This window comes from Microbacterium hatanonis, assembly GCF_008017415.1.
Lineage (GTDB): Bacteria > Actinomycetota > Actinomycetes > Actinomycetales > Microbacteriaceae > Microbacterium > Microbacterium hatanonis.
In genome coordinates, this window is record NZ_VRSV01000001.1 from 676,976 (window position 1) to 692,894 (window position 15,919).

Here is a 15,919-nt window from a genome sequence, read left to right on the forward strand (position 1 = left end):
GGCGCGGCTCGGCCCCGTAGACTGTGCGGCGACATGTCACCCGTTTATGACAGCCGTGACGAGGCACAACTTCTCTCCGGCATGCGCCACGCCCGTCAGGCCATCGGCCGCGGCGAGCTCGTCGTGCTGCCCACCGACACCGTGTACGGCATCGCCGCCAACGCGTTCGACGCCGGCGCCGTCACTCGTCTGCTCCAGGCGAAGGGTCGTGGCCGCGAGCAGCCGCCACCCGTGCTGGTCGCCGGCGTCAGCACGCTGCGCGCGCTCGTCGCCGAGATCCCCGAGCCGGTCGAGCGCCTCGTCGAGGAGTTCTGGCCCGGCGGTCTGACGATCATCCTCCCCGCCCAGCCCTCGCTGTCGTGGGACCTCGGCGACACTCGCGGCACTGTGGCGGTGCGCATGCCCGCCCACAACCTCACCCTCGAGCTCCTCGAGGAGTGCGGACCGCTCGCCGTCTCGAGCGCCAACCTCACCGGGCGCCCCGCCGCGACGACCATCGACGAGGCCCGCGACATGCTCGAGACCTCGGTCGAGGTCTACATCGACGCCGGTCCCTCCGAGACGGGGATCGCCTCGACCATCGTCGACGCCACGAGCCTCGTGGGCGGCAGCGAGCCTCTCGTGCGGGTGCTGCGCGAGGGCGCGGTCGACCGCGAGCGCCTGCGCGCCGTGCTCGGAGACCTGCTCGAGCCCGACCCCCCGCTTTCCGGCGCGGTCGCGCTCGACGAGACCGGGTCGGAGGGCGCAGAGCGCCGAGAGGTCGCAGCCGACGACGAGCCGGATGCTGCGGCCGGCGGCTCGGCGTGACGCAGTACCTCCTGATCGCGCTGTTCACCGCGATCGTGACGTTCGTCCTCTCGATCGCCGTCTGGCGCATCGGACTGCGTTACAAGCTCTACCCCGCGATCCGCGATCGCGACGTCCACAAGGCGCCGACTCCGCGGCTCGGCGGCATCGCGATGTTCCTGGGCGTGGTGGCCGCATTCGCGCTGTCGAGCCAGCATCCGTTCTTCTCGGTCTTCTGGGCCGACCCCTGGCCCGTCCTCTGGCTCCTGTTCGCGACCCTTCTCATCGTGCTCATCGGCGTCGCCGACGACCTGTGGGACCTCGACTGGATGATCAAGCTCGGCGCGCAGTTCCTCGCCGCCGGCATCATCGCCTGGTTCGGGCAGCTGCAGATCCTGTCGCTGCCGATCGGCGGGCTCTCGATCGGATCGAGCTGGGTCAGCTTCGGTCTGAGCATCTTCGCGATCGTGATCGTCATGAATGCGGTGAACTTCATCGATGGTCTCGACGGTCTCGTCGCCGGTGTCTGCCTCATCGCCAACGGCGTGTTCTTCGCCTACACGTACATGCTGGTGCGCGACACGGGCAACACCACCTACTTCAACCTCGCGTCGTTCATCGCCGCCGTGCTCGTCGGCGCCTGCCTCGGCTTCCTGCCGTTGAACTGGGGTCCGGCGAAGCTGTTCATGGGCGATTCCGGTGCGCTCATGCTCGGACTCCTGATGGCGAGCGCCGCGATCGCCATCACCGGACAGCTCGATCCCGCGGTGCTCGACCCCGAGCAGCTCGGGCGCTCGCAGCTGCTGGGTGCGTTCATCCCGATCCTCCTGCCGATCGTCGTGGTCATCCTCCCGCTGCTCGACTTCGGGCTCGCGGTGATCCGGCGCCTGCGCGCCGGCAAGTCGCCATTCTCGCCCGACCGCAAGCACCTCCACCACCGCATGCTCGACATGGGCCACAGCGACCGCGAAGCCGTGCTCATCTTCTACTCGTGGACCGCGGTGGTCAGCATCGCCGTGCTCCTGATGTACGTCGGCACGCAGATGAGCTGGCCGGGCGACTACTTCATCGGCATCGTCTTCGGCGCCGTCGGCGTCATCGCCTGTCTCGTCGTCACCCTGATCCCCACGCGCCGCACGTCGCGCCGCCGCCCCCTCGAGGAGCCCGCATGAGTCCCAACCCCGTCTCCAGCACGCCCGTCCTGCGCACCGCGCTCCGTTGGGGGCTGCTGGTCGGCCTCGGAGTGGTCGTGCTCGCCGCCGTCGTCGGCGTGGCCGTCGGGGGAGCGGACGGCCTGTGGAGCGGCGTGATCGGAGCGCTCGTCGGCGTCCTCTTCCCGGCGCTGACGGCGGTCAGCATCCTCGTGGGCAACCACTGGTTCGGCACGCCCAACTACCTGCAGATCTTCTTCGGCGTCGTGATGGGCGGGTGGATCCTCAAATTCGTGCTGGTGATCGTCGCCCTCCTGCTGCTGATGCGGGTGGAGTGGCTCGTCACACCCGTCTTCTACGGGGCGCTCGTCGCTGCGGCGGTGGCGTCGCTGGTCGTGGATCTCGTCGTCCTGTCGCGGATGAGGCTCCCCGGGGTGTCGGACACGACCCTTCCGCAGACCAACCCGGAGGATTGACCGACCCATTTCCGTCCCAGTGGCGGGCCGGAGCCCGGACGTTTGATAGGCTGGGGTCACACTTTACGGCTGGTGTGCAGCGGCGACGCTGAGGCCCCGTGAAAGATTCTTCTCACACTTACCGAGCTGGTTCAGGCTGGCACGAGAAGCTGGAGCCAATCCGTTGACTCAAGCGACGATGATCGCCATGGCGGCCGACAACGAGTTCCACCCGCCCTCCATCAGCGACTTCTTCCCCCCGGCGCTGCTGTTCGAAGGCACGCCCTTCGCCTTCACGCGCATCACGATGGTGCAGCTCATCGCGACCGCGCTGGTGGTGCTGTTCCTCATCTGGGGCACGCGCCGCATGGCGGTCGTGCCCGGGCGTTTCCAGAGCATCGTCGAGCTGGCCTTCGGGTTCGTTCGCGAGCAGGTCGCCTTCCAGGTGCTCGGCGAGAAGGACGGCCGGCGGTTCCTGCCGCTGCTGACCGCGATGTTCTTCGCGATCGCCTTCATGAACCTCACCAGCGTCATACCGTTCCTCAACATCCCGGGCACGTCGGTGGCCGGAGCGCCCCTCGTCTTCGCGCTGACGGCGTACGTCGCCTTCATCTACGCGGGTATCCGCAAGCACGGCGTCGGACGCTTCGTGAAGAACTCGCTCGTTCCGAGCGGTGTGCCGGTCTACCTCATCCCGATCATCGCGGTCGTCGAGCTGATCTCCACCTTCATCGCCCGACCGGTGTCGCTGTTCCTCCGACTCCTGCTGAACATGATCGTCGGGCACCTCATGCTGGTGCTGTTCTTCGCGGCGACCCAGTTCTTCCTCTTCAGCGCCAGCTGGCTGACGCCGCTGGCCGCCGGAACCCTGGCCCTCGGCTTCGGGTTCACCCTCTTCGAAATCTTCGTCGGCCTCCTCCAGGCCTACGTCTTCACGATCCTCACCGCGGTGTACATCCAGCTCGCGGTCGCGGAAGAGCACTGACGAACAGCTGACCGGCTGTTCGCCCAACGAAAGGAAAACACCAGTGGACGCTACGACGGTTCTCGCGCAGATCACGGGAAACATCGCGACCGTGGGTTACGGCCTCGCGGCCATCGGTCCGGCCATCGGCCTGGGCATCATGATCGGCAAGACGATCGAGTCGACCGCTCGCCAGCCCGAGCTCGCCGGCCGCCTGCAGACCACGATGTTCATCGGTGTCGCATTCATCGAGATCCTCGCGCTGATCGGCATCGCGACGCCGTTCATCTTCGCCGCGGTCTGATCTCCCTCTCCGCGACTCACGAATAAGGAGGCAGGATGCTGAACGCTCTTGTCACACTCGCTGCCGAAGAGGGGGCAGGAAGCGGTAACCCGCTTCTGCCCGCTTACTACGACATCGTCTGGTCGGCTGTCTGCTTCATCATCATCGTGCTCGTCGTCGTCTTCTACGCGCTCCCGCGCGTGACGAAGGTGCTCGACAAGCGCAGTGCTGCGATCGAGGGCAACATCGCCAAGGCCGACGAGGCACAGCGTCAGGCCGAGGCCGCCCTCGAGGAGTACACGGCCCAGCTCGCAGAAGCGCGCAAGGAAGCCGGTGAGATCCGCGAGGCCGCCCGTGAGGACGGCAAGAAGATCGTCGCCGAAGCGCGCGACACCGCCACCACGGAAGCCGCACGCGTCACCGCGGCCGCGCACACGCAGATCGAGGCGGAGCGCCAGAGCGCTCTCGTGTCGCTGCGCAGCGAGGTCGGAACGCTTGCGATCGACCTGGCCGGCAACGTCATCGGCGAAGCACTCACCGACGACCAGAAGGCGCAGTCGGTCGTCGACCGCTTCCTGGCCGACCTCGAGAAGTCCGAACTGCAGAAGTCCGCAGGCGCCTCCCAGGGCCCGGTGTCCTGATGGGCAGTGCCACCACGCTCGCCCTGTCGTCGACGGCGGCATCGCTCGACGCGACGACCGGGGTCGACCTCGGCGTCGCGGGCGACCTGTTCGCCGCGGCGCGCGCGGTCGGCGGCTCGCCGCAGCTGAGCAGCGCACTGTCCGACTCCGCCGCGCCGGCGACCGCCCGTACGAAGGTCGTCACCGACGTCTTCGGAGCGGTGCTCTCGCCGGTCTCGGTCGAGTTGCTCACTGCGGTGGTGGCACAGCGCTGGTCGCGCACGGCCGATCTCGTCGAAGCGATCGAGGAGCTCGCGGTACGTTCTGCCGCGATCGCCGAGCCCGAAGCCGACGTCGAGGGAGACCTGTTCCGGTTCTCGCGCACCGTGGCCGAGAACGGCGACCTCGAGCTCGCGCTCGGCAGTCGCATGGGCGATGAGTCGGCCAAGGGCGCTCTCGTGACCCGTCTGCTCGACGGCCGTGCCGCCGCATCCTCCACGCTCATCGCCTCGTCGCTCGTGCAGCAGCCGCGCGATCGTCGCGTGCGCGTGCTCCTGCAGTGGGCGATGCGTCTCGTCGCCGACCAGCGCGGGAGCACCGTCGCCACGGTCGTCTCGGCAGCACCGCTCAGCGATGCGCAGGTCGAACGTCTCCGCGCCGCGCTCTCCGCGCGGTACGGCACCGAGATCTCGGTGAACACGCGGATCGACCCCCACGTGGTGGGCGGGCTGCGCGTGCAGATCGCCGACGACGTCATCGACGCAAGCATCTCCACCCGACTCGCCGATCTGCGGCAGCGGCTCGCAGGTTAGAAGACGTACCGTCCGATTCGGGCGGGGATCTGGGGGCTGCGGCCCCACAAACGAAGGAAGACCATGGCAGAACTGTCCATCAGCCCCGACGTCATCCGTGACGCGCTGAAAGACTTCGTCGCCGCATACGAGCCCACCGGGGCGGCGGCGACCGAGGTCGGCACCGTCGTCGACGCGGCCGACGGCATCGCCCACGTCGAGGGTCTCCCCGGCGTGATGGCGAACGAGCTCGTCACGTTCGAAGACGGCACTCTCGGGCTCGCTCAGAACCTCGACGAGCACGAGATCGGTGTCGTCGTCCTCGGCGAGTTCTCCGGCGTCGAAGCCGGCCAGCCCGTCACCCGCACCGGCGAGGTGCTCTCCGCACCCGTCGGCGACAACTTCCTCGGCCGCGTGGTCGACCCGCTCGGCAACCCCATCGACGGTCTCGGCGAGATCATCCCCGAGGGTCGCCGCGCGCTCGAGCTGCAGGCACCCGGCGTCATGCAGCGCAAGAGCGTCCACGAGCCGATGCAGACCGGTATCAAGGCCATCGACGCGATGATCCCCGTCGGCCGCGGCCAGCGTCAGCTGATCATCGGCGACCGCCAGACCGGCAAGACGGCGATCGCGATCGACACGATCATCAACCAGAAGGCCAACTGGGAGTCGGGCGACGTCAACAAGCAGGTCCGCTGCATCTACGTCGCCATCGGCCAGAAGGGCTCGACGATCGCCTCCGTCAAGGGTGCGCTCGAAGACGCCGGCGCGATGGACTACACCACCATCGTCGCCGCCCCCGCGTCCGACCCCGCCGGCTTCAAGTACCTGGCCCCCTACACCGGTTCGGCCATCGGCCAGCACTGGATGTACGGCGGCAAGCACGTCCTGATCATCTTCGACGACCTGTCGAAGCAGGCCGAGGCCTACCGCGCCGTGTCGCTGCTGCTGCGTCGTCCGCCGGGCCGCGAGGCATACCCCGGCGACGTCTTCTACCTCCACTCCCGTCTGCTGGAGCGTTGCGCGAAGCTGTCCGACGAGCTCGGCGCGGGCTCGATGACGGGTCTGCCCATCATCGAGACCAAGGCGAACGACGTCTCGGCCTACATCCCGACGAACGTGATCTCCATCACCGACGGACAGATCTTCCTCCAGTCCGACCTCTTCAACGCCAACCAGCGCCCCGCGGTCGACGTCGGCATCTCGGTGTCGCGCGTCGGCGGTGACGCCCAGGTCAAGTCGATCAAGAAGGTCTCCGGAACGCTCAAGCTCGAGCTCGCCCAGTACCGCTCCCTGCAGGCGTTCGCGATGTTCGCGAGCGACCTCGACGCCGCATCCCGTCGTCAGCTTTCCCGCGGTGCGCGCCTGACCGAGCTGCTCAAGCAGCCGCAGTACTCGCCGTACCCGGTGGAGGAGCAGGTCGTCTCGATCTGGGCCGGAACCAACGGGAAGCTCGACTCGATCGAGGTCTCCGACGTGCTGCGCTTCGAGCGCGAGCTGCTCGACTACCTCCGTCGCAACACGACGATCCTCGACACCCTCCGCGACAAGAACGTGCTGAGCGACGAGATCGTCGACGAGCTGGGCAAGAAGACCGACGAGTTCCTCCTCGAGTTCCGCGCGGGCGACGGTCAGTCGATCGGCGCTCCCGGCAGCGAGTCGACCGAGTCGGCCGAGGCGGAAGACATCAACCAGGAGAAGATCGTCAAGGGTCGCCGCTAAAGCGGCACGGAGACGCAATCATGGGCGCACAACTCAGGGTCTACAAGCAGAAGATCAACTCTGCCCAGACGACCAAGAAGATCACCAAGGCGATGGAGCTCATCGCGGCTTCGCGCATTCAGAAGGCGATGGCGCGTGTGCGTGCGGCGTCGCCGTTCGCGCGAGCCGTGACGCGTGCCGTCTCGGCTGTCGCGACGCACTCGACGGTCGACCACCCGCTGACCACCGAGCGCGCGGAGATCCGCCGCTCGGCGGTCGTGATCTTCGCCTCCGACCGCGGTCTCGCCGGCGCATTCAACTCGCAGATCCTCCGCGAGGGTCTCGAGTTGTCGACGCTCCTCCGCTCGCAGGGCAAGGACGTGGCGTACTACCTCATCGGCCGTAAGGCCGTCGGGTACTTCCAGTTCCGCCGCATGGCCAGCGAGGCCGAGTGGACCGGCGACACGGATGCTCCGCACTTCCGCACCGCGGAGGAGATCTCCGCGACGCTGATCGACGCCTACGAGCGCGGCGGCGACAACGGTGGGGTGGATGAGATCCACCTGGTCTCCAACCGCTTCGTCAGCATGATGACGCAGTCGCCGGAGTCCGTCCGACTGCTGCCGCTCGAGGTGGTGGAGGGCGACGACCGGGCCTCCGACCGCGAGCTGTACCCGCTGTACGACTTCGAGCCCGACCCCGAGACGGTGCTCGACGCGCTGCTGCCGGTCTACATCCAGAGCCGGGTCTTCAACGCCCTGCTGCAGTCGTCGGCCGCGAAGCACGCCGCGACGCAGAAGGCGATGAAGTCGGCCAGCGACAACGCCGACAAGCTCATCACCGACTACACCCGCCTGCGCAACAACGCGCGCCAGGCCGAGATCACGCAGCAGATCGCCGAGATCGTCGGCGGCGCCGACGCCCTGGCGTCGGGCAAATAGTCCTCACAAGGAGAGAAGAAACCATGAGCCTCACCGCCGAGAAGGCCGAGACCACGGTCGTCGGGCGCGTCGCGCGCGTCACCGGCCCGGTCGTCGACATCGAGTTCCCCCACGATGCGCTCCCCGACATCTACAACGCGCTGAAGACCACCATCACGATCGACGGCGAGTCGACCGAGATCACGCTCGAGGTCGCGCAGCACCTCGGCGACGACCTGGTGCGCGCCATCGCCCTGAAGCCGACCGACGGTCTTGTCCGCGGCCAGGAAGTGCGCGACACCGGAGGCCCCATCACGGTGCCTGTTGGTGACGTTACCAAGGGCAAGGTCTTCAACGTGACCGGCGACGTGCTCAACGGCGCACCCGGCGAGACCGTCGAGGTCACCGAGCGCTGGGGCATCCACCGCAAGGCGCCGAACTTCGACCAGCTCGAGTCGAAGACGCAGATGTTCGAGACCGGCATCAAGGTCATCGACCTCCTGACGCCGTACGTGCTCGGTGGAAAGATCGGCCTCTTCGGCGGCGCCGGTGTCGGCAAGACCGTGCTCATCCAGGAGATGATCCAGCGCGTCGCGCAGGACCACGGCGGCGTGTCGGTGTTCGCCGGTGTCGGCGAGCGCACTCGCGAGGGCAACGACCTCATCCACGAGATGGAAGAGGCGGGCGTCTTCGAGAAGACCGCCCTCGTGTTCGGCCAGATGGACGAGCCGCCGGGAACGCGTCTGCGCGTCGCCCTGTCGGCCCTCACCATGGCCGAGTACTTCCGCGACGTGCAGAAGCAGGACGTGCTGTTGTTCATCGACAACATCTTCCGCTTCACCCAGGCCGGTTCCGAGGTCTCCACGCTGCTGGGGCGCATGCCCTCCGCGGTGGGATACCAGCCGAACCTCGCCGACGAGATGGGTGTGCTCCAGGAGCGCATCACCTCGACCCGTGGTCACTCGATCACGTCGCTCCAGGCGATCTACGTGCCTGCCGACGACTACACCGACCCGGCTCCGGCGACCACGTTCGCGCACCTCGACGCCACGACCGAGCTCTCGCGCGAGATCGCGTCGAAGGGTCTGTACCCGGCCGTCGACCCGCTGACGTCGACGAGCCGCATCCTCGACCCCCGGTACATCGGAGACGACCACTACCGCGTCGCCACCAACGTGAAGCAGATCCTGCAGAAGAACAAGGAACTGCAGGAGATCATCGCGATCCTCGGTGTCGACGAGCTCTCCGAAGAGGACAAGATCGTCGTGTCGCGTGCACGCCGCATCCAGCAGTTCCTCTCGCAGAACACCTACATGGCGAAGAAGTTCACCGGTGTCGAGGGTTCGACGGTCCCGATCAAGGAGACCATCGAGTCGTTCGACGCGATCGTGAAGGGCGACTTCGACCACGTGGCCGAGCAGGCCTTCTTCAACGTCGGCGGCATCGGCGACGTCGAGGCCAAGTGGGCGCAGATCCAGAAGGAGAACGGCTGACATGCCGCTGAAGGTGAGCCTGGTCTCGGCCGAGGCCGAGCTCTGGACCGGTGAGGCGACGCTCGTCGTCGCCAAGACGGTCGAGGGCGAGATCGGTTTCATGTCGGGGCACGAGCCCGTGCTGGCGATCCTCGCCGAAGGCCAGGTGCGCATCACTCGTCCTGACGGTTCGAAGATCCTCGCTCGCGCGGAGGACGGCTTCCTGTCGATGGAGAACGACGAGCTCACCATCGTCGCCGGGAACGCCGCACTGATCTCCTGACCCGGATCCCTTCGACGTCGGCCGGTCCTTCGGGGCCGGCCGTCGTCGTTTCCGCAGCAGAAAGAGGCGCCGGATGCTGATCCTCCTCCCGCCGTCCGAGACGAAGCATCCGGGTGGCAGCGGTCGCCCGCTGGATCTTGACTCTCTCGCCCTGCCCGAACTGACGGCGGCACGTGAGACGGTCGTGAGCGCCCTCGTCGACCTGTCGTCGGACGAGGACACGGCGGCACGCACCCTCAAACTCAGCGCACGACAGCGCCCTGAGATCGCCGCGAACGCGGCGATCCGGGTCGCACCGACGATGGCCGCCGTGGACCGCTATACGGGGGTGCTCTACGACGCGCTCGGGGCGCAGACCCTCGAGGCTCCGGCCCGTCGGTGGCTGGGCGCGCACACGCTCATCCAGTCCGCGCCGTTCGGACCGATCGGCGCCCTCGACCGCATCCCGGCGTATCGGCTGGCGGCGGGCACGACGCTCCCCGGGCTGCCGCCGCTGCGGCGGATATGGGCCGCGGCGGTCCAGGACGCCCTCTCCCAGACCGGCGCGGGGTTCATCCTGGATCTGCGTTCCGAGGCGTATGCCGCGCTCGGTCCGGTGCCCGACGCCGTGAGGTCGACCTACGTCCGGGTGGTCACGGAGGGGGAGAGCGGTGTCAGCCGGGCGCTGAACCATTTCAACAAGCACGCCAAGGGTGCTCTCGTGCGCGATCTCGCCGTCACGCGGCCCCGCGTATCGAGCGTGACGTCGCTCATGACGTGGGCGGATGCGGCCGGCTGGCGGCTTCGCGACGGGGCCGCCGGGGAGACGGAGCTGATCGTCTGACGCGCGCCACGCCGCGGCGGGACGGCAATTGCTGACAGGAAACACTCAGGATCGCTAGCATGTGTCCGCGGGGCAGTCGCTCCGCGGCGTGCAACCACGCCATACGTCTTCGCGAGAGGCACCCCCATGTACTCCGAGTATTCGGATTCAGGCGCCGCCTACCTGGCGCTCCTGCTGATCCTGATCCCGATCATCCTCATCTTCAGCCTCATCTTCTACGTGATCGGCGCCTTCTTCCTGATGAAGGTCTTCGACAAAGCCGGCGTGCAGGGCAAATGGCGCGCATGGGTCCCCGTCTACAACACGATGGTGCTCGGCAAGCTCGGTGACCTCTCGCCGTGGGTCGTTCTCGGCGCGGTCGTGGCCACGGGTGTGCTCGGCCAGATCCCCGTCATCGGTTGGATCTTCAGCATCGTGGCCATCGTGGTCGTCGTCATGTACTCCTGGCGGGTCGGTCTGAAGCTCGGCAAGGACTGGTACTACCTGCTTCTCTTCCTCATCCCGGGGATCGGCGCCCTGATCTGGCTGGGCATCCTCGCGTTCGGTTCGTCGCGCTGGAACCCGAACATCCCCCCGTCGCCGTGGGCCAACACGTTCCTCGCCGACAAGACGGTCTGGCAGGGCATCCCCGTTCAGCCGGGGGCTGCCGCAGGCCCCGCCGGTTACGCCGGCTCCGGTCCCGCCGCGCCGGGTTCCTACCCGCCGCCGCCCGCCGGCTACACCCCGCCGGCCCCGGGCGGGTCGACCCCGCCGCCGCCCGCCCCGGACGGTCCGGCGGCACCGGGCGGCCCGGGAGAGCCGCCGACGGCGCCCGACGCCCCGCGCTCCTGAAGGAACGGACGGAACCCCTCGCCTGCGGCGGGGGGTTCCGTCCGTTCAGCGATTAGCGTGGAGGCATGTCCTCCTCCCTTCCGCAGCGCCGCGTGGGCGCATCCGGCCTGCTCGTCTCGGCAGTCGGCCTCGGCTGCAACAACTTCGGCCGCAAGGGCACGCGCACCGAGACGCTCGAGGGGACGCGCGCGGTACTCGAGACGGCCATCGAGTCCGGCGTCACCTTCCTCGATACGGCCGACATCTACGGCAAGCAGTTCGGGGTGTCCGAGACGCTCATGGGTGAAGCGCTCGAGGGACGCCGCGACGAGGTGGTCCTTGCGACGAAGTTCGGTCACTCGGACTTCGCCCCCGAGGTTCCGGGCGGCGCCAAGGCCTCCCGCACCGCCGTTCGGCGCAGCGTCGAAGCATCCCTCCGTCGGCTCCGAACCGAGTGGATCGACCTCTACCAGGTGCACACCCCCGATCCGCACACACCCATCGACGAGACGCTCGACGTGCTGACCGACCTCGTCCGGGAGGGGAAGGTGCGCTACGTCGGACACTCGAACTTCACGGGCTGGCAGATCGCCGAGGCGGAGCTCCGGGCCGCCCGCGGCGTCCATTTCGTCTCCGCTCAGAACCAGTACAGCCTGCTCGTGCGGGCCGCCGAGCGCGACGTGCTTCCGGCGGTGGAGCATTTCGGCCTCGGGTTCTTCCCGTTCTTCCCGCTCCACAACGGTCTGCTCACCGGCAAGTTCACGCGCGAGGGCGGGCCGGAGTCCAGCCGCATCATGACGACGCGTGCGCACCTGTGGCGCGACGCCCCGTGGGACGCCCTCGACGCATACCGCGCGTTCTGCGAGGAGCGAGGGATCACCATGCTGGAGGCGACGTTCGGCTGGTTCCTCGCCCGCCCGTCGGTCTCGAGCGTCATCGCCGGAGCGACGAGTCCGGAGCAGGTGAGGGCGAACGCCGCGGCCGCGACCGCGTGGCAGCCGTCCGTCGACGAGGTCGCCGCCATCGACGCGCTCTTCCCGCTGATCGCGGACCCGGCGGCAGGATGATCGGCGACCGGGCCGGATTCGACGGGGCCGGCGTCCGAGGCGGCCGTCGGCCCGTCCACTACACTGAACGAGCGCCGAACGCGAGGTTCGGCGCCGCAGTCGACCGACCGAAGGATGTTGCGTGCCCGAGGTGACGACCCGCACTCGAACCGTGTCCCTACCCGGCGGCGAGGTCGTCCTCTCCTGGGCGGAGGTCACGGATACCGGGCGCCGCCGGGAGGCGAACCAGGACGCCGTCCTCGCCAGCTACCCTCTCTACGTCGTCGCCGACGGAATGGGCGGCCACATCGGTGGAGAGATCGCCAGCGCCAGCACGATCGATCGCCTGCGCGGAGTCGTCGAGGCGGGCGGGGTCTCGCCGAAGACGATCGAGAAGGCCATCGGCCGCGCGGTCAAAGACATCATCTCCCACCCCGAGACGACCGACGACGGGACCGGTACGACCCTCACCGGAGTGTTCCTCGACGCCACGGAGAACCCGCCGCACTGGGTCACCCTGAACATCGGCGACTCCCGCGTCTATCTGCTCCGCGACGGCGAGATCACCCAGGTCACCACCGACCACTCCGTCGTCCAGGAGCTCATGGCTTCCGGGCGGCTGAGCCCGGAGGAGGCGGAGAACCACCCGTACGGCAACGTCATCACCCGCGCGGTGGGGCCGAGCGAGAGCGTCAAACCCGACTATGTGCGACTCGACGTCGTCGACGGAGACCGGTTCGTCATCTGCTCCGACGGGCTGACGAAAGAACTCACCGACTACGGCATCCGACACTTCCTCGACGAGAACCGCGACCCGTCCGACGCGGTCCAGGCGATGCTGCACGCGGCGCTCGAGAACGGCGGACGCGACAACGTCACGATCATCGTGCTCGACGTCGCCCGACCGTCCGACTGACCCCTCCTGCACAGTCGTCTCTTTCCTCGAGGCGTCCACAAGCGGAGTCCCGCCGCACCCGATCGCCGTGTGAGACGGCTGAACTGAGGGGATGAGTTCCGGCTTCGTCCCCGCGCTGGCTGATCGATCGGCGACCGGCTCCGCGCCGCTCGTGCTCGCCGCGCCTCCGCCCGCACCACCGCGGCCGGGCATTCCCTGGCTCGCCTCGTCCGTGCCCATCGTGGGCGCGCTCGGCTTCTGGGCCATCACGGGGTCGATCTTCGCGCTCTGGTTCGCGCTGCTCGGTCCGTTGATCGCCGTGGCCGCCGTGTTGGACGGTGCGCGGACGGCCCGTCGCGCCGCACGGACCGCCGCCGAGGAGGCGGCGGTCGTGCGGGCTCGCATCAGCGTGGACGTCGACGAACGTCATACGGGGGAGCGGATCGCCCTGCGCTCGAAGCATCCCGACGTCGCGGGGTATCTCCTGCATCCCGAGCAGACATGGCGTGCGGTCGCCGACAGGGCGGCGACGATCGTCATCGGCTGCGGCGAGGTGCCGAGTGCGGTGCGGGTCACCGGTGGGGGCGACGACGATGCCGCGCTGGTGCGCCGAGCGCAGACGGTCGCCCGCGCACCGGTGGTCGCCCGGGTCGCATCCGGGATCGCCGTGGTCGGGCCGCGGATGGTCGCGGACGGCGTCGTGCGAGCATTCGTGCTGCAGCTGGCGCACGCGCGTCCGCCCGGGCGCCTCGCGATCGTGGAACCCTCCGAGCCCTGGATGCGCGTGCTGCCGCACGCCGAGATGCCTGCGCCACTCGCGCTGACCGTGGGTCGGGCGGGCGCGCCCCTTCCGGAGGCCGACCTGGCCCTCGTCTCGGCGCGCCCGGGCGAGGCCCTGCCGCCGCGGTGCGACACGGTGCTCTTCCTCCTCGATGCGGCCGAGGCGCGCGTCGAATCCGGTGGGGAGGCGCGGCGCGTGACGGTGGAGGCGGTCTCGGTGCAGCAGTCCGAGATCATCGCCGCCGCGCTCGCCTCGCGCGCGGCCAGTCTCGACTCCGACGCTCCCGACATCCCCGCGGTTCCGCTCGCCTCTCTCGCCGTCATGCGGCGCGACGACCGACCGAGGGGCTTGTCCGTGCCGATCGGCGTCACCGGGGCGCGCCGCGTCGACGTCGATATCGTCGGGGACGGACCCCACGCGATCGTGACGGGCATGACCGGTTCGGGCAAGAGCGAGCTGCTCGTGACCTGGATCACGGCGCTGTGCACCGCGTACGAGCCGTCGGCCGTGTCGTTCCTGCTCGTGGACTTCAAGGGCGGCACGGCGTTCGACGCGCTCGCCCACCTGCCGCACGTCACGGGTGTGATCACGGATCTCGATGCGGCGGTGGCGCGTCGGGCGATCGAGAGCCTCAGGGCGGAGCTGCGGCACCGCGAGGCGGAGCTGGCGCGCGCCGGTGCGAGCGATGTCTCCGAGGTCGATCTGCCTCGGCTCGTGGTCGTGATCGACGAGTTCGCCGCCCTGCGCGAAAGCCACCCCGAGCTCGAAGCCCTCTTCACCGACCTCGCCGCGCGCGGTCGCGCTCTCGGCATGCATCTCGTGATCGGAACCCAGCGCGCGCCGGGCGTCCTGCGCGAGAGCCTCCTCGCGAACTGCCCTCTGCGTCTCAGCCTCCGGGTGTCGGAGGCGCACGACAGCCGGGTGGTCGTCGGCAGCGACGACGCGGCTCTGCTGCCCGGGGGTGCCCGAGGGCGCGGTATGGCCGTCATCCGGCGTGCCGGTGACGCACAGCCGGAGCGCGTGCGCATCGCCGTGACGGATCCGAGCGACATCGCCGTGGCCGCGGGTGCGGGCGGTGGCCCGACGCGACGCCCGTGGCTCCCCGCGCTTCCGTCGTCGATCCCGCTCGACGGACTCGGCTCGCCCGGCGACGGGGCCGTGATCCTCGGCCTCGTCGATGAGCCCGACCGTCAACGGCAGGGCCCCCTCGCGATCGCCGATCGGAGCCTCCTGATCGTCGGCGGCGGACGTTCGGGCAAGTCGACGGCCCTGCGCACCCTCGCGGCGCAGGTGCCCGAGCCGTCGCGTCTCTGGATCGGGCCCGACGCCGAGGGAGCCTGGGACGCCCTCGGCGCGGGGGTGCCGCCGCCCCCGGGGACCACGGTCTTCGTCGACGACCTCGACGCCCTGGCGGGGCGGCTCCACGGTGAGTACGGGCGCATCGCGGCGGAGGAGCTCGAGCGGTGGATCAGGGGCGCGGGAGACCTCCGGATCCGCGTGTTCGCCACAGCGCAGCGCCTCACCGGTGCCGCCGGCCGGCTCGCCGACCTGTTCTCCCGGCGGCTCGTCCTGGGCACGCCCTCGCGGGCCGAGCACGTCGCAGCGGGAGGCGACGGTGCAGACCACCTGCCGGATCGTCCGCCCGGGCGGGGCTGGATGGATCGCCGGCAGGTGCAGGTCGCGACGACGGATGCGGGCGTCGGCCCGTCGGGCGATGCCGGCACGCCCGCGTGGGAGCCGGGCCCCGGTGTGACCGGCTACGTCGTGAGGCGACCGCCGCCGGGTGTGCTGGAGCGGTGGGAGCGGACCGGCGTACGAGTACGCGATGTGGACGGCCCGGGCGACGTCGCCGCGCCCGAGCCGGACGGCCGGGTCGTCGTCGTCGGCGACCCCGAGGAATGGTTGGGACACCCGCGTCTTCTGGCGAGCATCCGCAGCGCCCACGCGCTCGTCGTCGACGCGTCGTGCGCTGCAGACGTCCGCCTTCTGACGGGCGATCGCGACCTCCCGCCGTTCGCCGTACCGGGCAGAGGGCGCGCGTGGGAGTACCGTGCCGGCAGCCGCGTTCGGCGCGTCGTGCTCACGGGCGCGCTCGAGGATCGGGGAGACGCTTGACCCCGGTGATCCCTCGCCCCTAC

Annotated in this window: 16 protein-coding genes; all 16 read left to right on the forward strand. The window is 69.2% G+C overall.

The genetic code is table 11. From position 1 onward, the window contains the following. The first annotated feature begins 33 nt into the window (after positions 1 to 33). The 16 genes from FVP77_RS03200 to FVP77_RS03275 all read left to right on the forward strand — a co-directional run bounded on the left by FVP77_RS03200 (position 34) and on the right by FVP77_RS03275 (position 15,896). Positions 34 to 807: an L-threonylcarbamoyladenylate synthase gene (locus tag FVP77_RS03200; protein WP_147893223.1), complete on the forward strand. Its 774-nt coding sequence runs from the start codon at positions 34 to 36 to the stop codon at positions 805 to 807. Then, positions 804 to 1,958: an MraY family glycosyltransferase gene (locus FVP77_RS03205; RefSeq protein ID WP_147893224.1), complete on the forward strand. Its 1,155-nt coding sequence runs from the start codon at positions 804 to 806 to the stop codon at positions 1,956 to 1,958. Before FVP77_RS03200 ends, FVP77_RS03205 begins: the two co-directional genes overlap by 4 nt. Continuing rightward, entirely contained in the window at positions 1,955 to 2,413 is a 459-nt protein-coding gene (locus FVP77_RS03210; protein ID WP_147893225.1) for a Cg1360 family ATP-synthase-associated protein, read from the forward strand. The genes FVP77_RS03205 and FVP77_RS03210 overlap by 4 nt, the downstream gene beginning before the upstream one ends. 187 nt (positions 2,414 to 2,600) lie before the next feature. Next, a complete protein-coding gene (atpB, locus tag FVP77_RS03215; RefSeq protein ID WP_310793510.1) occupies positions 2,601 to 3,377 on the forward strand; it encodes a F0F1 ATP synthase subunit A in 777 nt (258 codons plus the stop codon). 43 nt (positions 3,378 to 3,420) lie between these two features. Then, a complete protein-coding gene (gene atpE / locus FVP77_RS03220) occupies positions 3,421 to 3,660 on the forward strand; it encodes a F0F1 ATP synthase subunit C (protein ID WP_116647429.1) in 240 nt (79 codons plus the stop codon). Positions 3,661 to 3,695: 35 nt separating this feature from the next. Further along, the gene (locus FVP77_RS03225; RefSeq protein WP_147893226.1) at positions 3,696 to 4,280 is read left to right on the forward strand and encodes a F0F1 ATP synthase subunit B; all 585 of its coding nucleotides are present in this window, start codon (positions 3,696 to 3,698) and stop codon (positions 4,278 to 4,280) included. Further along, positions 4,280 to 5,071 (forward strand): F0F1 ATP synthase subunit delta, encoded by a 792-nt coding sequence (locus FVP77_RS03230; RefSeq protein ID WP_147893227.1) that lies wholly within the window; start codon positions 4,280 to 4,282, stop codon positions 5,069 to 5,071. Before FVP77_RS03225 ends, FVP77_RS03230 begins: the two co-directional genes overlap by 1 nt. Positions 5,072 to 5,134: 63 nt before the next feature. Continuing rightward, positions 5,135 to 6,772 carry a F0F1 ATP synthase subunit alpha gene (gene atpA / locus FVP77_RS03235; protein ID WP_121150349.1) on the forward strand — a complete coding sequence of 546 codons (1,638 nt, stop codon included), beginning with the start codon at positions 5,135 to 5,137 and terminating at the stop codon, positions 6,770 to 6,772. Between the two features lie 20 nt (positions 6,773 to 6,792). Further along, positions 6,793 to 7,692: a F0F1 ATP synthase subunit gamma gene (locus FVP77_RS03240; protein WP_147893228.1), complete on the forward strand. Its 900-nt coding sequence runs from the start codon at positions 6,793 to 6,795 to the stop codon at positions 7,690 to 7,692. 23 nt (positions 7,693 to 7,715) lie between these two features. After that, entirely contained in the window at positions 7,716 to 9,164 is a 1,449-nt protein-coding gene (gene atpD, locus FVP77_RS03245) for a F0F1 ATP synthase subunit beta (protein WP_147893229.1), read from the forward strand. 1 nt (position 9,165) lies between these two features. Beyond that, positions 9,166 to 9,426, forward strand: coding sequence for a F0F1 ATP synthase subunit epsilon (locus tag FVP77_RS03250; RefSeq protein ID WP_116647423.1), 261 nt, complete (start codon positions 9,166 to 9,168; stop codon positions 9,424 to 9,426). A 73-nt stretch (positions 9,427 to 9,499) separates the two neighbouring features. Continuing rightward, a complete protein-coding gene (locus FVP77_RS03255) occupies positions 9,500 to 10,249 on the forward strand; it encodes a YaaA family protein (protein ID WP_147893230.1) in 750 nt (249 codons plus the stop codon). 126 nt (positions 10,250 to 10,375) lie between these two features. Next, positions 10,376 to 11,080 carry a large exoprotein gene (locus tag FVP77_RS03260; protein ID WP_147893231.1) on the forward strand — a complete coding sequence of 235 codons (705 nt, stop codon included), beginning with the start codon at positions 10,376 to 10,378 and terminating at the stop codon, positions 11,078 to 11,080. A 65-nt stretch (positions 11,081 to 11,145) separates the two neighbouring features. After that, complete coding sequence (locus tag FVP77_RS03265; protein WP_147893232.1) at positions 11,146 to 12,126, forward strand: aldo/keto reductase; 981 nt, start codon at positions 11,146 to 11,148, stop codon at positions 12,124 to 12,126. 121 nt (positions 12,127 to 12,247) lie between these two features. After that, complete coding sequence (locus FVP77_RS03270; RefSeq protein WP_147893233.1) at positions 12,248 to 13,021, forward strand: PP2C family protein-serine/threonine phosphatase; 774 nt, start codon at positions 12,248 to 12,250, stop codon at positions 13,019 to 13,021. A 91-nt stretch (positions 13,022 to 13,112) separates the two neighbouring features. Continuing rightward, the gene (locus tag FVP77_RS03275) at positions 13,113 to 15,896 is read left to right on the forward strand and encodes an FtsK/SpoIIIE domain-containing protein (RefSeq protein ID WP_147893234.1); all 2,784 of its coding nucleotides are present in this window, start codon (positions 13,113 to 13,115) and stop codon (positions 15,894 to 15,896) included. The last annotated feature ends 23 nt before the right edge of the window (positions 15,897 to 15,919 follow it).

Bases quoted from the DNA above. Each gene is read 5' to 3' on its own strand.
- FVP77_RS03200 (WP_147893223.1), top strand. From the start codon at position 34: ATGTCACCCGTTTATGACAGCCGTGACGAGGCACAACTTCTCTCCGGC.
- FVP77_RS03210 (WP_147893225.1), top strand. From the start codon at position 1,955: ATGAGTCCCAACCCCGTCTCCAGCACGCCCGTCCTGCGCACCGCGCTC.
- atpB (WP_310793510.1), top strand. From the start codon at position 2,601: ATGGCGGCCGACAACGAGTTCCACCCGCCCTCCATCAGCGACTTCTTC.
- FVP77_RS03225 (WP_147893226.1), top strand. From the start codon at position 3,696: ATGCTGAACGCTCTTGTCACACTCGCTGCCGAAGAGGGGGCAGGAAGC.
- FVP77_RS03230 (WP_147893227.1), top strand. From the start codon at position 4,280: ATGGGCAGTGCCACCACGCTCGCCCTGTCGTCGACGGCGGCATCGCTC.
- atpA (WP_121150349.1), top strand. From the start codon at position 5,135: ATGGCAGAACTGTCCATCAGCCCCGACGTCATCCGTGACGCGCTGAAA.
- FVP77_RS03240 (WP_147893228.1), top strand. From the start codon at position 6,793: ATGGGCGCACAACTCAGGGTCTACAAGCAGAAGATCAACTCTGCCCAG.
- atpD (WP_147893229.1), top strand. From the start codon at position 7,716: ATGAGCCTCACCGCCGAGAAGGCCGAGACCACGGTCGTCGGGCGCGTC.
- FVP77_RS03250 (WP_116647423.1), top strand. From the start codon at position 9,166: ATGCCGCTGAAGGTGAGCCTGGTCTCGGCCGAGGCCGAGCTCTGGACC.
- FVP77_RS03255 (WP_147893230.1), top strand. From the start codon at position 9,500: ATGCTGATCCTCCTCCCGCCGTCCGAGACGAAGCATCCGGGTGGCAGC.
- FVP77_RS03260 (WP_147893231.1), top strand. From the start codon at position 10,376: ATGTACTCCGAGTATTCGGATTCAGGCGCCGCCTACCTGGCGCTCCTG.
- FVP77_RS03265 (WP_147893232.1), top strand. From the start codon at position 11,146: ATGTCCTCCTCCCTTCCGCAGCGCCGCGTGGGCGCATCCGGCCTGCTC.
- FVP77_RS03275 (WP_147893234.1), top strand. From the start codon at position 13,113: ATGAGTTCCGGCTTCGTCCCCGCGCTGGCTGATCGATCGGCGACCGGC.